The organism is Chitinophaga varians (assembly GCF_014529945.1).
Classification (GTDB): domain Bacteria; phylum Bacteroidota; class Bacteroidia; order Chitinophagales; family Chitinophagaceae; genus Chitinophaga; species Chitinophaga varians.
The window spans coordinates 377699-395707 of sequence record NZ_JACVFB010000001.1 but is presented as its reverse complement, the minus strand read 5'-3'; the positions used below and the strand labels follow the sequence as shown (position 1 = coordinate 395707).

Annotated in this window: 13 protein-coding genes; 10 read left to right on the top strand and 3 right to left on the bottom strand. The window is 35.7% G+C overall.

The features are described from left to right. Positions 1-5: 5 nt before the first annotated feature. Positions 6-740, top strand: coding sequence for a hypothetical protein (locus ICL55_RS01620; protein ID WP_188094297.1), 735 nt, complete (start codon positions 6-8; stop codon positions 738-740). Between the two features lie 533 nt (positions 741-1273). After that, positions 1274-2395 carry a terpene synthase family protein gene (locus ICL55_RS01615; RefSeq protein ID WP_188094296.1) on the top strand — a complete coding sequence of 374 codons (1122 nt, stop codon included), beginning with the start codon at positions 1274-1276 and terminating at the stop codon, positions 2393-2395. A gap of 27 nt (positions 2396-2422) precedes the next feature. On the opposite strand, the gene ICL55_RS01610 is transcribed toward ICL55_RS01615, so the two are convergent. Further along, positions 2423-4198, bottom strand: a complete 1776-nt coding sequence (locus ICL55_RS01610; protein WP_188094295.1) for an ATP-binding response regulator — start codon at positions 4196-4198, stop codon at positions 2423-2425. 389 nt (positions 4199-4587) lie between these two features. Here ICL55_RS01610 and ICL55_RS01605 point away from each other — a divergent pair, with 389 nt between their 5' ends. After that, entirely contained in the window at positions 4588-4980 is a 393-nt protein-coding gene (locus tag ICL55_RS01605) for a hypothetical protein (protein ID WP_188094294.1), read from the top strand. Positions 4981-5160: 180 nt separating this feature from the next. Here the strand turns inward: ICL55_RS01605 and ICL55_RS01600 are convergent, their stop codons facing one another. Then, positions 5161-6942, bottom strand: a complete 1782-nt coding sequence (locus ICL55_RS01600) for a hybrid sensor histidine kinase/response regulator (protein ID WP_188094293.1) — start codon at positions 6940-6942, stop codon at positions 5161-5163. Between the two features lie 596 nt (positions 6943-7538). Further along, positions 7539-8096, bottom strand: coding sequence for a hypothetical protein (locus ICL55_RS01595; RefSeq protein WP_188094292.1), 558 nt, complete (start codon positions 8094-8096; stop codon positions 7539-7541). A gap of 386 nt (positions 8097-8482) precedes the next feature. Between ICL55_RS01595 and ICL55_RS01590 the strand changes: the two genes are divergently transcribed. The 7 genes from ICL55_RS01590 (at position 8483) to ICL55_RS01560 (ending at position 17831) form a co-directional block, all read left to right on the top strand. Continuing rightward, positions 8483-10675 (top strand): peptidase domain-containing ABC transporter, encoded by a 2193-nt coding sequence (locus ICL55_RS01590; protein WP_188094291.1) that lies wholly within the window; start codon positions 8483-8485, stop codon positions 10673-10675. Between the two features lie 10 nt (positions 10676-10685). After that, positions 10686-12026, top strand: a complete 1341-nt coding sequence (locus ICL55_RS01585) for a putative HlyD family type I secretion protein (RefSeq protein WP_188094290.1) — start codon at positions 10686-10688, stop codon at positions 12024-12026. A gap of 47 nt (positions 12027-12073) precedes the next feature. Next, entirely contained in the window at positions 12074-13690 is a 1617-nt protein-coding gene (locus tag ICL55_RS01580; protein ID WP_188094289.1) for a vitamin K epoxide reductase family protein, read from the top strand. Positions 13691-13766: 76 nt separating this feature from the next. After that, positions 13767-14003: a hypothetical protein gene (locus ICL55_RS01575; protein ID WP_188094288.1), complete on the top strand. Its 237-nt coding sequence runs from the start codon at positions 13767-13769 to the stop codon at positions 14001-14003. 63 nt (positions 14004-14066) lie between these two features. Beyond that, on the top strand, positions 14067-15068 hold the full coding sequence (gene gwsG, locus ICL55_RS01570; RefSeq protein WP_188094287.1) for a grasp-with-spasm system ATP-grasp peptide maturase: 1002 nt from the start codon (positions 14067-14069) through the stop codon (positions 15066-15068). A gap of 155 nt (positions 15069-15223) precedes the next feature. Further along, on the top strand, positions 15224-16228 hold the full coding sequence (gene gwsS, locus ICL55_RS01565; protein WP_188094286.1) for a grasp-with-spasm system SPASM domain peptide maturase: 1005 nt from the start codon (positions 15224-15226) through the stop codon (positions 16226-16228). 460 nt (positions 16229-16688) lie between these two features. Further along, positions 16689-17831 (top strand): cytochrome P450, encoded by a 1143-nt coding sequence (locus ICL55_RS01560; RefSeq protein WP_188094285.1) that lies wholly within the window; start codon positions 16689-16691, stop codon positions 17829-17831. Positions 17832-18009: the final 178 nt, after the last annotated feature.

The following is an 18009-nucleotide window of genomic DNA, read 5'->3' as shown; positions in this document are numbered from 1 at the left end:
AGTTTATGCCAATTGAACTCGAGCAGGTGAAGGAGGGGCTTTATTTTCGGTATGGTGGTGTAGTAATACGTGTGCAAGAGGTACATGTTCCGTTTTTGCACGTCATGATTCACAATATGGACCCGATTCCACTAGAAAACAAGGAACTATATATGTTAGGTTTTAGTAGTGTAAGGGACGCTAAGTTCGGAGAGTTTGAAAAATACACGGCGAATGGCCAGAAGCGCCTTTGGTTAAAGAAAAACTCGACAGATAGGGGCTGGTCGCTTGTAATTGGTACCGCTGATACCGGTACTATGATTGAATTTGTTCACGAGCTCCAGGAAATCTGGTTTGTATTATTCCGTGAATCACTACGACGTGCTGGCGACCAACCTCTAGTCATAAATAAACTAGTGTACAGATTAATGCCAGACGCGGAAATTTCTGTTGCAACAGAAGAAGACGATAACAGGCTCAGCCGAAGTTACGGCAAGATGGGACGATACTCGGAAAGACTACCGTACGCGGAGCAATTATATTATTTAGTTTGGGATTGTTGTTATTTGTTTCGAAATATACGATTTGCCATTTGGAAAGTTACTCATCCAAAAGATCCGAAATATATATTATTCTCTTATCTCGGTGTCACATGGGGATTGTCTCTGGTTGCTGGTAAAGACACGACAGATTCAGACACACGAGCAGCTGGCAGGTGGTTACAAGAGCATTTACGCCAGAACGATTTAAAAAATGGGTAAATACATTTCTCTGGTCTACTGATAAACAACTCATCGGAGTTGATTGGTACTAACATAGCATCTGTCGGATGTGCTGTTAGTATCTAAAAGGCATAGGACTATATGTGTAATAGCTCAATATTTGAGCCTCCAGTGAAATAATTTCCGTAAATAGAAGAAAATCAAATTGTAATACTTTTATAAAATTACCACCCAAAGGAAATTTACTTAAGATAACTACCATCTTTGGTTATTAAGCAGTTGAATAACCTAATATCAAAAGTGACTTTAAAATCACCTCTTCAACCTCGCATACGATTTTTCTTGCAAAAATAATTGTCCTTTTTAGCTATCTTGGAATAGACAACGCAGCGATATTAAATGAAACATAATTGGAAATTCCGATTGAAGCCTTAGCACTTATTAATTGTCTCTATCCTCAATAGCCATAACAATCGATTGCCAAATAAAATCTCTTGGCTTGGACATAGTTTATTAGGCCACAAAAAATAGCACAGAATTTTATTCTCCCACTTCTTAAAAAACTAACATTTATGAAAAAAGACGTATCCCTGACTGCCCAAAGAATGGGGCAGATCCACATGCAGTATCGCGAACTTATCAGCGCTGAAACTAGCTTTTCAATTGAAAAACTTCTGAATTTCGGCGATTTTACTTTAAAAGACTTCTGTCAAAGATTAAACCCTCATCCTGAAAGTGAAACAATTATTAAAATTGCACAACAGTTCTGCGAGAAGTACGGTATATGGATTGAACAGGCAAAGCACTATATTACCTGTGAGCTTTTTCTATATCCCGATGCTGCGTTTGACAGAATAGTAGTCATGGTTGAGAATAATGCCATAGATTATTATCTTAATGACATAATTGGCAGAGATCTTTTTAGCCATTTAAATGCGGAAAAACAATTTAAAGCAAGGGAACTAATGAAAAGGATGTCTACTGTTGATTATAACTTGAGATTACCCAACGATGCTACACCAGTTGAAATTGCCAACATCGAACTCCTACAGTTCATTAAGAACACTTCACCATTTCACTGGTTTGAAAAGTTTCTGAATCTATACTGTCATCATGTAGATGTAACTCATAAGGACGGAAACTCGGACGCAAAAGGATACATATCATCCATAGATGAATATATTGATCTACGTTGTCATACTTCTGGCATGCATCATATTGTAATGCTTATTGAGTACGCTGATAATAACTTCATTGATACAACCTGGTGTTCTACTTTCGGTATTGATGTATATCTGCATAGAGTAAATTTTCTAACTTCCGCTTTTGGATGCCTATCAAATGATCTTTTTTCTTTCGAAAAGGAAGTTATTGACAATTCAACCGATGCAAATCTATTAATGATAGTTGCCCTTAACAATCCAACATTTACTTTGACAGAAGTGATTACAAGATCGGCAAAGATTGTACAAGAGATATTAATAGAATTACTAGGTTTAATTGATAAAATTAAGAATCAATTACGCGACCTACCTATGATTAATGAACAGCAAAAAAGATCCCTTAATAAATATTTAAAAGGTATTGAAAAGTGCTTACAGGCCAGTTGGATGTGGCAGGTATACACTAAAAGATACAAACGCCGGAACTCTGTTTTTCAGGAAACCCTGTTAGTCGAATCAATAGCAGTGTAATAAACACAAGCAATTTCGAATTCTAAACTACTTCTTAAGTTGATCGTCACAGTGTTGCTGTAGGTGTTGTGTTAATACTTTTGCAACGTCTTTAACCACAATTGGTTTTGACAATACTGCAGAAGCCCCAGCACTTATAAAACTAACCTGATTTTCTGCGAAAGCATCTGCTGTGGCGATCAACACAGGTATATTCTTTGTTTTGCTATCCGATTTTAATTTCTTCAATGTCTCTCCACCATTAAGAATCGGCATATTGCTGTCGAGAATAATTAAATCTGGTACCTTTCTCCATATTGCCTCCAGTGCCTCCTGACCATTTGAAGCAGTTCTCACCTTACAGCCAAGATCTTCCAATACCCTGCAAAGAAGCGTGTTGTTCATATCGTCGTCATCTGCTATTACTATGCTATGAGGAAACTGGAAAATCGCCATTTCATCATCTTCGTTTTCTTCTTCAATTTTACTTTCATCTCCTATTAATAACGGCAACTTTACCGAAAAAGTAGTATGATCTGGTATTGGAGTTGTGACACTCACACATCCATTCATCGCTTCTGCGATGCTTTTCACAAGCGCAAGGCCCAACCCAGTTCCTTCAGTTTGTCTATTGACTTTAGAAGTTATGAAAGGGTCAAATATCTGAGTGATTTTTTCCTCCGGAATAACTTCTCCCTTATTTGTCACATCAATCTGGTATGTGTCTTCATTTACGGTGACTTTTAAATATATGGTGCTGTATTTATGTGAGTACTTTATCGCATTTCCCACCAGGTTATTAATGATTTCGCTTATTTTTAATGGATCTCCTATTATTACTGAAGGCATTTTATCCTCGATGATTAATTGCACCTGAATTCCTTTGCCTCTGGCAAGCAATCTGTAAATATCTAAAACCTTTTCCAAAAATTTGGTCACATGAAAATGAGATAAAATAACAGGGTCCATTTGACCGGATTCAATTTGGGACATGCTGAGAACATTATTTACTATATTTTTTGCTTCACGTGATGAACTTTCGATTATATCAATTAGATCGACTATACTCTTCATATCCTCGTTTTTAAGCGTTTCGTTCTTAATTAAATGAGAAGATAAGATAACCTTATTAAGTGTATTTCTCAATTCATGACTAATTCGGTATGTGAAAATTTTAATAAATTGATTTGCTCGCTTCAATTCAGAATAGTAATCATTAGAATGTACATAAGGCTTGCTGATTACGAGAATTAATAACAACACACCTGCCAGAGCCATTGATTGTATTACATAGGCAGTTCCTAATTCTAGTGGTTGTATCTGTACTGAGTTTAAATAGTAGATTGTCTGCATTACGACTAATGTCACAATTGCTGTAACCAAACAAATTATTCTAAGAATCTTTTCTTTAAAGAGTTGGTAGAGTATTGAGATTAGAAACACTACCATACATTGCAATTGTAACAATCCACCCAGAACGATACCAAAGCCAATTAGAGCTGAACACTGAGAAAAATAGATTACAAACCTCGCGGCCAGGTGTTTTTTGTAATAATTTAAGGGCAGAACAGAGAGTGTAACTAGGAAATCGATACTCGCAGCCACGGCGATTAATTTACTTTTTGTAATGATAAAGCCAATGGGCGCTATTATCAATATCATTAAAGCTATTAATGTACCAATAGAATTTGTAAGCTTTATTCTTTTTATTTCATCTTGATCATCTATCCCAATAGTGCCTATATGCAAAATAGTTGATACTAACTTTATAATGCTGTTTTTAAAGCCAAGAGGGTTCATTAGAGCATCAATTCTAGCTTTCATGTTTGTAGGTATTTACGAGGGTTATAAACTTTCGGCTATACTGAATAAAAAATCTATCGCATCAATGAATATTTATGTTATACCCTTTTTAATTCATATAAATTTATATAATAATATATTAACTGTAGGTACTATTAATTTAACGCTATTTTCAGAAATTTAGGGATATTTTATTCGGCAATTGTGAATTAAATGTAAACGTCTACTCTTTTATTTGGAAACTGATTTTTTTTCAGTCTATTCATTTTCGCTTTTGAATGCAATTTCCTACCTTAATTCAAATTTTTTTCTTTGAATTTTTAATACAAAATTGAATCAATGGAGGCTTTGGCAACCACTGATCATATTTACATAAAATTTCCTGATATCCCAAAAAACACCCAACAAATATGAATGAAATGACCAATCAGACCAGATTTGAGTTTGATAAAAGGCTAGACTCCTCATTATATATAACATTTGAGCTGAAAGAGATTTATGCTGTCGATGTTTTTGAATCCTTTATCAATTCAATACAAAAAAAACTGGCAGATTTAGAAAATGCGATACTGAAGAGAGATGTTGATAGAATTTCTATTTTGCTTCATACATACGTTTCTAACTATAATTATGTAGGACTATCATTCATCGCCGGAACTATAAGAGAGATGAAATCATATGTAAACGCAGAAAATTGGGAACAAGTGGAGTATCTAATGACGCAGGTGAAAATCCAAACAGAGACCTTTTCACCTGTTGTCCGTGAGGAATTAAAAAGGCTTAAGACATACCTGAACCAATAAGAAAAGGCTGCCCCTTATATTTGAGGCAACCTTTTATCCAAGTTTAATAGAAACAACTACTAAATTTATAACATTCTAGGAACTTTTGCTATTTTTTATATTTTTTCTCTATAGAGGCTTAAGGCAGCACCAGCCTTGACATATTCGAGTAAAGAAATTTTATTTAAGCTTGATTTGTCTTTAACTTTTTTGAAAAAGAGGAATAAAGGATGCCAGTATTTCTTTTAGTTGTATAAGGTCAAAAGGTTTGGGTAAATACGCATCAGCACCAGCTTTAAAAGCTTCAGAAACCTTGCCCGGATCACAGCTAGAAACTAATACGATTGGGATCTTTGTTGTTACCTTATCCGACTTTAATTTTTCTATTACTTGAATTGCGTTTATACCTGGTCTTAGTTCCATGTCCATAAGAATTAGAACAGGTTCCTCGCTACACGCTATAAAAATTGCCTCTTCGGGAGTTGCTGCTCCAATTGGTTTGCAACCAAGTTTTTTCAATGACGAAAGGTTAGCCATCCTACAAAGGTGGTCGTCATCAAGTACTAAAATTTTTTCTCCGTTAAAGTTGTAGTTTGAATAATTGACGAATCGGTTAATCTCTATTTCGGATGGCGTTTTTAGTGGAATTTTCACGGTAAATCTAGTACCTATCCCTACATTACTATGCAAAGTAATGGCACCATTAATTTGATGTACATATTTTTTAGCGAGAGCGAGCCCTACTCCAGTGCTCATTATGCCAACTGCTGTTTTCCCAGTTGTATAGTAAGGCTCAAATAGCAATCTTTGTCTTTCCTCAGATATGCCAGGACCGTGATCACTAACTTCTATAATTAGATTTTCATCTTCATTTCGAACGAATATATCAATGTCAGTTGCTTCATTGGAAAACTTTATTGCATTCGTTATCAAATTTGTTACAATGTGATTAACTCGAAATTCATCTGTGACAATATATTTTGGTGTATTTTTGGCAATGTTAAGGATTAATCTGATCCTCCGTTGACTTGCAGCATGTTGATATAGCCTAATGATGTCAGTGGCCCATGTATATATATCCATGGTTTTATTGTCGATTTGTTTTTCCCCTCCCCGCTCGTTTCTGGCCCACAGAAGAATAGTTGAACATTGATTGGATATTATACGACCAGCTGTAACTAATGTCCAAAGATCATCCTTTGAGATGTTTGTATGATTGATATATGGGGCATTTTCAATTCTTTGAATGTATTTATTTACTGTACTTACTAAAATATGAGCTGGATTGGCGATTTCGTGTGTAACTTCATCTAAAAGCCTTTTTTTTGCTTCCATTGCCTGCAAATATTTTTCAGTTTTTGACGCAATTTCCATTTCTGTTAACCGTGCTTCTTGTGCATTTCGTAATATAAAAAAATACATTAACGAACCGCTTAACACCATGACCGAAGCATAGATCATCCAACGGATAAAAGTAATTTCCGAATCTGATAGTTGCCAGGTTGGAATATAATGAAACTGATAATTTAATTGTAGCACGACGAAGGTAGCTATTGAAATTGCCATTCCTGTTACCCTAAAGGCATTAGACTTGAATACCAGGTATCCGGCAATTATCAGATATATTGTTAGTGTGACAGCATGTGAGTTCTCGCCAAACTTTGCGCCAAAGTATAGAATTGAAAAGCAGTGAGTTATAAACATAATAAACGCTGCAGGATCGTATAAGCGGCGCTTGTTTAGATATAGCACAAGGATAAACAGTAGGTCTTCGCCAAGTGATGGTATCAGAACAGTTCTAATGTCTGTTAGGAGATAAATAGAAAGATTTGCGACCAAGCCAACTCCAATATTGATAATAGACATAATGTTGATGGTTCGTGTCATAGTCCTGTGAAAACTAATCGGCTCACCTTCTACGCCTAAATCAAATATTTTACCGCTCAAAACAAAAATTTTTTTGGAAATGGTCTTGAGGTTCATAGTCTGCAATTAAATAAGGATGGGTTAAATGCTTATTTTTAACTTTTAGCTCTGGTATTTATATAAGGCCGCTAATTTCAAAAAAATCATTATCAATTTACGAGTATACATTTCCGTTAAATGTTAATTAAATGTTAATACAAACATACCGTATCTTCATTTTGAACTATGTATCATATTATATATATAATAATATCAATTTGCTCAATTATGCTCTCATAGAGGTTCCTAGCATTTCTATAGTTAGGAGGCTGTAAAAAAGTCCTCACTACTCACAAAGCTTTTAGTAATAAGTATACCCGAGAACTAAAAATAACCCACCTTCAGACAATCTCATCAGCTGCCCTACACACAACATGCTAGACTAAGAGCCTTCATGGGAAGAACCTTTTCCCTCTAAATGCTTTCAAAAACACGTTTAAATAAGTAATGGTTATGAAGTTTTTAGTGCCGTTTGAAATTGCCCTGGCTTAATCGCTTCTCCTCCTTCTATTAGATCACTCATCTCCAGCTCATTTTCGTGAGCCCTACGCAAAATGACTAAACCATAAACTGATTATACATAGCAGCTTTTTAAAGCAGTAACTCCCAAAAAACTAGTCAAGATCCACTTCAACTTTAATCACACCAAAAGGAGCTTGCGTTCTCATATCTCTATCGAGACTCTGTTCAGACAAATAATCTATTTTTCTAATCCTACTTCGCATAAAATCAGTAAAAAAAATGCACTTTATCTGTTTTGAGTCGAGCAGCTTTCCATTCATCAATAAAGGCCGCTTGGAATAGAATGAAACTCCATCAACTTTCTTAAATAAAAAATCGTCACTAAAATGCTGATAAATAAAATCTTCAAAAGGCGTGTTCGGGGTGTTAAATATTTCTACAATTCTATCAGAATCCGAAAAATTCATTATAGCATTAAACTCTTTGTTATGTATTCTTTTAACTTCCGTAAATCCGGTTGTCAACCGAGAGGTATCGACGAACCCATCGACAATGCGAATAGTACTACTCCCCGAAGTCTGAATCGTAACCATCCGTCCATTGCCAATCACGTCGCTACCGCGGGATGATATATCACCAATTCGAATTTGAGCCATACCCTTAACTGCGAAAATGAAAAACAAGGCAAAGACAGATGTAGACTTACGCATAATTTCAATTTTATAATGAATAAAAGGAAAGGAGAACTTTTTGAGAAACACTATTAACTTGATAATTTCAAGTATTCAAATTAAAAAAGATGCTTGATATGAATCCGCACCAAATACTGTATAGGCGTTGCAAGCTACAATTCATAGTTACAATACCACACATAAAAAAATATTAAATTGTTGCTTCAAAAAAATTGGAATATCTTGTGTAAAGGTAACTAATTAAACGGGAAATTTATTCACCTTACAAACCAGTACTTCCCTCTACTTCATTACTGCTTAATATTTATTTGCCTTAACTCCCTAACCGCAGGAATATCAAGATTGATGTCGCTGTGGATACAACTTTTCTCCGTATATCAGAACCAAAATCGCTAAAGGAGCCTATGAGTTTTCCTCTGTTAAGACAATTTGACAAAATGGACTGTGGTCCAACATGCCTGAGAATGATAGCCAAGTACTATGGCAAGCATTATTCTACAGATAAATTAAAGGATTTGAGCTTTGTTACAAAGGGCGGATCAACTCTCCTAGGGTTAAGCGACGCTGCTGAGAAAATCGGCTTTAGAACATTTGGTGCAAAAGTATCTTTTGAGGACATAAAAGAGAAAGTGACACTTCCATGCATCCTTCATTGGAACAATCAACACTTTGTTGTATTACCTCGTCAAAAGTTCAGAAAAAAAAAGAAAAAAATTCTTATTGCTGACCCGGCGAAAGGCATGGTGAATATTTCTATAAATACATTTCTTGAAAACTGGAAAGCTAATCAAACCAAAGGTATTGTGTTGATACTAGAGCCTACGGAGGCTTTCTTCAAGAACGAAGATGAAGAGCACACATTTGATGGCTTCCGATTTCTATTTGGGTATATTAAAAGATATAAAAAATATATCCTGCACTTATTTTTGAGCGTGTTCTTAGCAAGTGTACTTTCATTAGTTACACCATTTTTAACACAAAGCTTAGTAGATGCAGGTATCAACCATCAAAATAGTGGTTATGTAATTTTAATCCTGTTATCACAATTTGTCATCTTCCTTGGCAATACCTCTATTGACCTGATAAGAGGTTGGATACTTCTCCATCTAAACAGTAGAATCAACATAAACATTCTAACTGACTTTCTAATAAAGTTAATGAAACTTCCAATCGGTTTCTTTGACTCCAAACTAATTGGCGATTTACATCAACGTATCGGCGATCATAGTAGAATTCAGTCGTTCCTTACTGGATCAACAATAAGTACATTGTTTTCGCTAATTAACCTGGTAGTCTTTGGTATTGTATTGGCGGTTTACAATCTGTACATTTTTTTAATTTTTTCAGTATTTAGCTTCGCTGCTGTATCCTGGATAGTTTTGCATCTTAAAAGAAGAAAGGAAATTGATTATCAAAAATTCAGAAGGCTTAGCGATAACGAAAACGTGTTATTTGAGCTAATTACTGGTATGCAAGAAATCAAATTAAACAACTGCGAAACTAGTAAAAGATGGGAATGGGAAAGGGTTCAAGCTCATATCTACAAATTAAACAACGCCACTTTAAAATTAGGACAGTACCAACAGTCAGGTTCTGCATTTCTTCATCAATGCAAAAACATTTTAATTACATACCTAGCTGCGACCGGCGTAATTGAAGGCCGAATGACAATAGGTGTAATGATATCGATTAGTTTTATAATTGGTCAAATGAATGGACCCTTAGACCAATTACTAGGGTTCATTCAGAGTTATCAGGACGCCAAGCTAAGCCTCGATAGGCTAGGTGAAATCCACAATAAACAAAATGAAGACCAATCAATAGATTCGCCAAGAATCCCAGATTTAGATCGAAACGCTGATATTATTCTACATAATGTATCATTTAGATACAACGGCCCAAATTCACCGGAAGTACTTAATGACGTGTCATTTACTATTCCGTTTGGAAAAATAACTGCCGTTGTTGGCGCAAGCGGCAGTGGCAAAACCACGCTTTTAAAATTATTATTAAAATTCTATAATCCGTCGGCTGGAGGGATTACCATTGGAGGTACTTCACTGAAAAAAATATCAGCAAAATGGTGGCGGAGTGTATCAGGAAGCGTTATGCAAGAAGGGCATATTTTTTCAGGAACCATTGCAAAAAACATATCCATTAGTGAGGAAAATATCAGCATTAGCAAAATGCACCGGGCTGCTGCAATCTCAAATGTCGCCGACTTCGTTGAAGAATTCCCCAATGGCTATCAAACTAAAATAGGAAACTCGGGAATTTCCCTTAGTGCGGGGCAGCGACAACGAATTCAAATCGCACGTGCAGTTTACAAAAATCCGAATTTTCTATTTTTTGACGAAGCAACGAGTGCTTTAGACTCCAGAAATGAAAAGGTTATCAATGAAAATCTTCAAGAATTTTTTCAAGGTAGAACAGTTTTAGTTATTGCGCATAGGCTAAGCACAATAAAAAATGCAGACCAGATCATTGTCCTTGAAAAAGGAAAGGTTGTAGAAGTAGGCACACATACCGAACTGATAGCACGTCAAACACATTACTTTAATCTGATTCAAAATCAGATTGAAATGAACCTGCAATAAAAATAGATTAATGATACAGCCACACGAAAATTATAAACCGGTCAAAGATTCAACCACTACGGTAATATATGATGAAGTGGGGATAGATAAAAACAGCGAAGAGCTTGATGAAGTAATTGGGGAAGTCCCTTCATGGATCGCATCTAAAGGTCTTATTGTATTGTCAACATTGATATTATCTCTCATTGTCGCAAGCTTTGTCATTAGTTATCCAGACGCCATCACTGCTAACGTATCCATCGTATATAGTAACCCCCCAGTAAAGATTGTTGCAAGATATAGCCTACCAATACAGAGGCTAATGGTACACAACGGAGAAAACGTAAAAAGTGGAGAAGTCCTTTGCGTGCTAGAAAATTCAGTAAACCTAAGTGAGGCTTACATCGCCTTGTCTCTAGCGAAAGAAATAGATACAACGGCGAATCTTGGTCAAGTAAAACCAGTTGCAACGGTGCTATTGAATCTTGGAGAACTACAATCAAGTTACGTTGAGTTGCAAGAGGCACTTGACAGGTATATCTTTTTTACACAGCATAGTCAATTTGAACAGAAGCATAAACTACTTAGCCAACAGCAAACTCAATATAATACATTAGGAGAACAACTAACTAGGAAGCAAAAAATAATTAGCGAACAGTTGGAAATTAATAGGCAAAGGTATTTACTAGACTCGCAACTAAAGTCGGAAAGAGTAATTTCATTAGTTGAACTACAGGAAACTCAGAAAAAGCTCCTAGATCAGAAGCTTACCTCGGAGAGTAATCTAAATTCAATAACTCAGACAGATCTACAACAATCAGAACTTAGTAGAAAAATGATTGAGTTGCGGGAGCAAAATGTAAACGAGGAAAGTAGATTATGGCGTGAAGTAAAAGTTGCTTGTAGAAAGTTCATTGGTATGTTTGAGCAATGGGAAGATCATTTTGTCATAAAAACCTCTGCTCAAGGTCAGGTCTCATTCTTTCGGTACTGGAAAGAAAATCAGGTAGTGGAAGCAGGAAAGGGTATTATGATGATTGTCCCAAACCACGAAAGGTATCAAGTACGTGCAGAAGTAGGAATAAATAAATCCGGGAAGATCAAAACAGGTCAGAAAGTAATCATTAAACTAAAATCGTACCCATATCAGGAGTTTGGTGTAATTCAAGGGAGGGTATCACTAATAAGTGGATTGGCAATGGATAGCCTCTACTCAATGAATATCAGTCTTAACTCAGCGCAACTTGTGACATCAACAGGCTTAACTTTACCAACTCAACCTCAGCTTGATGGCACAGCAGAAATCCTTACAAATAACAGGAGTATAATTTCCAGGCTATTTGAAAGCCTAAATATATTTGCTGAAAATTAGACAATCGTTATTTCAATAGATATCATGAACCAGCAACCTTTCTTAATATGAGGTTTTTAACATTTTCACTTGAACGAAAAGATGACCTTTTCACGATTATTAGTGAACTATTCAAAATACTGAATGTGAGGCATTCATCGATGGGTCTTCACAAATGCATATCAGGGCATTATGAATACCCTAGCCTTCAAACCATTTCAGATGTAATTAACAGTTATGGATTAAAGACTATAGCAATTAAAGGAATCATCCAAAATCTTACTAGTTATGAAACGCCATTTATAACTCAGGTAGTTGATTCTACAACGAATAAAATTGAATTCACAATCGTAAGAGGTATAGAGTCTGGCGTTGTTACTATTTTTGAGAATAAGTCAGAGAAATGGACTGACTATAGTGTATTAGATTTTATTTCCATTTGGATTCCGGTTGTTCTAAAAATCAGTTTTCATCCCGGAGTATCCTATCAAGAATCAAATTACAATCTAAATACTAAAATAGAGCGTTCCCTGACAAAAAAGAAATTATTGCTATTAACCTTCATTACTTTCTATCCGATATTATTAGAATATCTAAACCCTCATCACTTTCAAATCTCCATCGCCTTATCTATTATCAACTCTTACGTAATGCTGCTAGCAACAGGCGCTACGATATTGCTAATGCAAGATGAAAAATCATCATTAAGTAGCGCAAAATACTGTTATTTATCTTCTAAGTTTAACTGTCAAAAGGTGTTAAGTAGTCGATATTCAAAATTGGGCGGCGTTAGCATTTCAACAATCGGCTTTTCATACTTCTTTAGTATTCTCGCTATCCGGTTTATAGCAGGAGTGTTAAGAATGTCACCAGATTCGCTCCTTGCCACATGTGCGATACTACCAGTGCCTTTAGTGCTATTTCTTGTGTTTATACAATGGAAAATAATCAAATCTTGGTGCAGCATGTGTTTATTTATCCATTCTATGCTGGCAATTAATGTAACAACTATGCTAGTAGTTTGGGATTATTCTTTCAAAACACCACCTGATCTAATCTATATTTTCCTTTCTTTACTAGTCATTTCATTTATACTTGCTCAGATTTATTCATTCGCTTTGAACCTTAAGATGGAAAATAAATCCATTAGGAAAGAGCTACTATCACTTAAATACAATACGGATCTATTTAATACTATATTGAAACAACAAAGGAAAATTAGCCATCCCCCTAACAGCGTCGGGATGCAGGCCGGTTCCGATCATGCAAAAAACACCTTGGTTGTTGTAATCAGCCCCAGTTGCGATCATTGCAAAATGAGTGCGCCAAATGTAATTTCCATTTTGAGGAACAAGGAAATTAGAATACACTTTATTTTACTGCCGGGAAAGCACTACGAAGAAAGTGATACAAGAATTATTAATCAACTTCTTTTAGAAGGAATCGAAGGACTATCTACTATTTTTCAAATCCATTCACCTCCAGACAACATCAATCTTAAAAGTAATTCTAATAACGGAATGGAACAAAGAAAGAGACCTAATGGTAACAATTTAATAGCAATAGAAAAAATGAAAAACTGGGCATTTGAAGTTGGGATTAAAAAGGTTCCCACATATATTTTCAACGGGCATCAGCTACCTGAGCAATATACTATCTCCGACTTACATTACATCATCGATTAGACATCGATCAGTATCCTAGTTTTAAAAGACAAAGAGTTGAATTAGTATTTTTTCACAAAACACAAAATCCAGATTTATGGTTAAGTTAGAATTAAAGTCTACACTTTTAGATGTTGAATCTCTGCTCTCCAGAAACCAACTTAAAAACGTTGTTGGCGGTGGTACGGCAGATTGTTATCCTGGCATGGGTACATTCTTTGATGGTCCAAATGGCTGTGGCACAGATACAGTAATCTATGTGGATGAGTTTGGGGGCTGCAATGTGGCTCACGACAATAAGCCAGTAACGGAGGGACCTTGTGGCTGGGCATAAAATCACTCCACATCTACGACCTCGGTAGGGTAAAACCTTCCGAGGTCTATAAATTATCTGCAAATGTCGCATCGTAACACTATACTTATCATTAGTGAATATTCAGACATATCAACCAGGAAGGTGTTTGATTATTTAAATCATCTTTCATCTATCAATGTAAAAATTATAACACCACATGAAAAGGTATTTATTGAGACTATTCGCGTCTCCGTGAATAGAAAAAAGATTCTTTTAAAATGCAATAATGATGTGATAAATTTTGACAATATTAGATCAGTATGGTATAGAAGAGGATTTATATCAAGCGTACCATTTCCATACGACACAATTCATAAGCTTGAAAAACAAATCAATACTTTTCTTTCAACAGAGTGGGAAAAAATAACAAGCTTCTTACTGTCAATAAGTCAACTTGAACCAGGCATTTTTTTACTTGGAAGCTTTGAACACGAACGACACTGCAATAAATTGATCAACCTGCATATTGCATCTTCCATTGGACTAACAATTCCAGAAACGTTTATAACGTCAGACCGACTCTCTCTTTTGAATTTTTCCGACGACTATGAGCTTTTAGCTACAAAGCCAGTATCAAACGTTCCGATATTTTCACTGGGAATGAAGATATATTCTGGGGGAGGCACGAATGTTTTAACCAAGTCTGATATCAAAGATCTTCCTCAACAATTTTTCCCCGTACTTGTGCAGGAGTATATAGATAAACTATACGAAATACGAGTACTATTCCTAAAAGGTGATCTATACGCGATGGCAATTTTTTCACAAGGAAACGAAAGGACAAAGATAGACTACAGGAACTATGACATCGATGAACCCAATAGGCTTACCCCGATAGAGTTGCCTCAAAGTATCCAAGTGAAGATCAGAGAATTTATGAACAAACTGTCTTTAAATTTTGGCTCTATAGATTTAATCTACTCAAAAGAGGGAAAATACGTTTTCTTAGAAGTAAATCCTTCAGGACAGTTTGACTGGTTGTCCTTTAATTGTAATTATAATCTGGAAAAAAGGATTGCAAAAATATTACTCAATGAAACCTGAAAAGAACATTTTTCTACCAAAGACCCTACCACCTACAATTCAGAAGTTACGGGAGGTACCTCCAAATAAATATTTAACTATTCACGCAATATTGGAGATTACCAAGTCAAACTATAAAAAAAAATTTTACAAACCAATATCAAAGATATTATAGTATGAATGAAAGCCTATATCCACTACTTTATTCTTCATGTATACCTGTAAAGGGCGCAAATAAAAGTATCATCTGTGACTTGCAAAATCAATGTTATATTCATTTACCAAATGAACTATATGACATAGTTGATACATTAGGAGAATATTCCTTAAGTCAGTATCGAAGCGCGAATGACCTGGAGACATACCTACTACTGGAAAAGTACTTTTTTTCTTTGGAGGAAAACCGTTTTCTTTTTTTTACCCATACTCCAAAAATGTTTCCAAAATTGGATTTTGAAAGATGGGATTGTCCTTCGCTCATTTCGAATGCAGTAATCGACTTAGGAACTTCAATTCAATTCAACCTTGAAAATGTGATAGATGATCTAGTCAATATGGGCTGTCAATACCTCCAAATTAGATCTTTTGATACTTTGGTACTTTCAGACCTTAGTTACCGACTAATAAACGCCAGAATACATTTGAAGGATATTAATTTAGATTTGATCTTAAAATACTACCAGGGTTGTAAAATTAGTCAAATCAAAGAATTTGCAGACCTCTTTCCATGTATTTCGACTATCACCTTCCATTCTGCTGGATTTGAAAAGTTCTATGAAATTTCTTCCCACATTAAGGTTACATATACAAAGACGGTGATTATAGATGAAACCCATTGTGGAAAAATTAACAGTGAACATTTCAGGGCAAATATGACAGCTTTTGCGGAAAACAGAGAGTGGAACTCCTGCTTAAACAGAAAAATTGCAATTGACAAAAACGGTCAAATAAAAAACTGCCCTTCTATGGAATTTTCATACGGCTTGATTACAGAAAGGTCTATTCGGGAAGTTGTTCTTAACATTCCTGAGTTTAGGGATTTATGGAGAATTTCGAAGGACAAAATTCAGGTTTGTCGGGATTGTGAGTATAGATACATTTGTTCCGATTGCAGGGCTTACCTAGAAGATCCCCTAATGAAACCAGCCAAATGTAGTTACAATCCCTACCAAGGAGAATAATGAAAGCGAATACCCTTGTAGGAACAAACTATTAGCTTTTGGGAATATGATTCCAGATAGTATACCTGAATATTTCTTTCACTATACCTTTCCTATTCAGAGAACCGCAGGTATCTCACATTTTGTGTACAGGAAAATCGTTTAATGCCAAGCTAAACAATATTGTAGGTTTTGTCTTCAATACCTTCGCAAGTTCAAAATTCCTGGTGAGAAAGCTGCGTGGCCATTTAAAACATTTGACACTGCCGGACGGGTTACCTTCAGTAGCTCCGCGGCATTGGTAACGGTTAGACCATGCTCCTTTATCATGTTATCACGCAATATAAGGCCAGGATGACGGCGGGAATTTACAAGTATACATTTCCGTTGTTTGTTAATTAAATGTTAATATTCAATTACTGTATCTTTTTTTTGAATTATATATCATACATTATATATAATAATATTAATTTACGCAATTATGCTGTCACTGTATCCCGATCAATGGATTGATGAAAAGTTAAATCAGGGTGTCTATTTTGATCCTACATTTACAACTTACTTCGGCCATAGAGGTTCCTGGCATGTCTATAGTTACGAGGATGTAAAAAAAGTCCTCACTTCTCACGAAGTTTTTAGTAATAAGTATACCCCGAGAACTGAGAACAACCCACTTTCAGACAATCTCAATCAGCTAGACCCCCCAGAACATGCTAGGCTAAGAGCCTTCATGGGAAAAACCTTTACCCCTAGTTTGGTAAAAGCCATGGAACCTGCTATATACACGACAGCAACGAAACTTGTAAATAAATTTGATGATTATGAAACTGATTTTGTAAGTGCGTTTGCAGCCTCTATGCCAGCTGATATAATTTCACAGCTATTAGGTATTCGAAGTACCAATTTTTCCCAAGTTGCCAAGTGGGTCAACCAAATAGCTTCTGTTCCTAGCCCTGATATGATTGCTGCCTACTTCCAATGTCAGGAGGAAATTTTTGATTTTTTAATGGGGGAGGTAAAGTTGAAAAGAGATTCCCAGGAATTAATTTCGCAATGGCAACGGACAGAAATTTCAGGAGAGCTTTTAACAGAAAAGGAAATTGTGTTGTTTTGTATGAATTTATACCTCGGAGGTTCCGGCACACTTTCGGGTCTTTTGGAAATGGCGATTTTCACTCTTGCAGAAAAACCTGAGGTACAAAAACAGCTCTCAAAACAACCCGGTCTAATTCCAGAATTTATCGAGGAATTACTTCGTTTTAGAACCACAGTTCCAACCATGTATCGCATGGTGAAAGAAGATACTATGATTGATGGTCAGCATATGAAAAAAGGAGATATTGTTACAGCCTGGATTTGCACGGCAAACAAAGATAGCACTGTTTTTGACCTACCTCATTTATTTGACATACAAAGGAAGAATGCCTCTCTCCATTTGAGTCTCGGTCATGGGGTACATTTTTGTGCAGGGTCCTATCTTCTGCGGACTGAAACAAGGATAGCGTTAGAAGTCATTTTGCAAAATCTTGACAATATACAGTTAGTAAAAACGCCAGTACTCAATGACAGCCTATTAGCAAGTTCTTTTGATCAGCTTTTAATACGATATTCTAAACGCCCCTAGTGTTCAACTAAAATATTGATCTTTCCCTTCAATGTTCTTTCCGCAAAAGAACTAGCTGAATCGTTATAACTGTTTTGTGAATACGATTTTATGGGATATTACAAATCCAAAAATTGGGAATAAGGCATGTACAGCTCATCAGGAGAGCTAAAATTAAATAGCCTAGTCAACGAATATT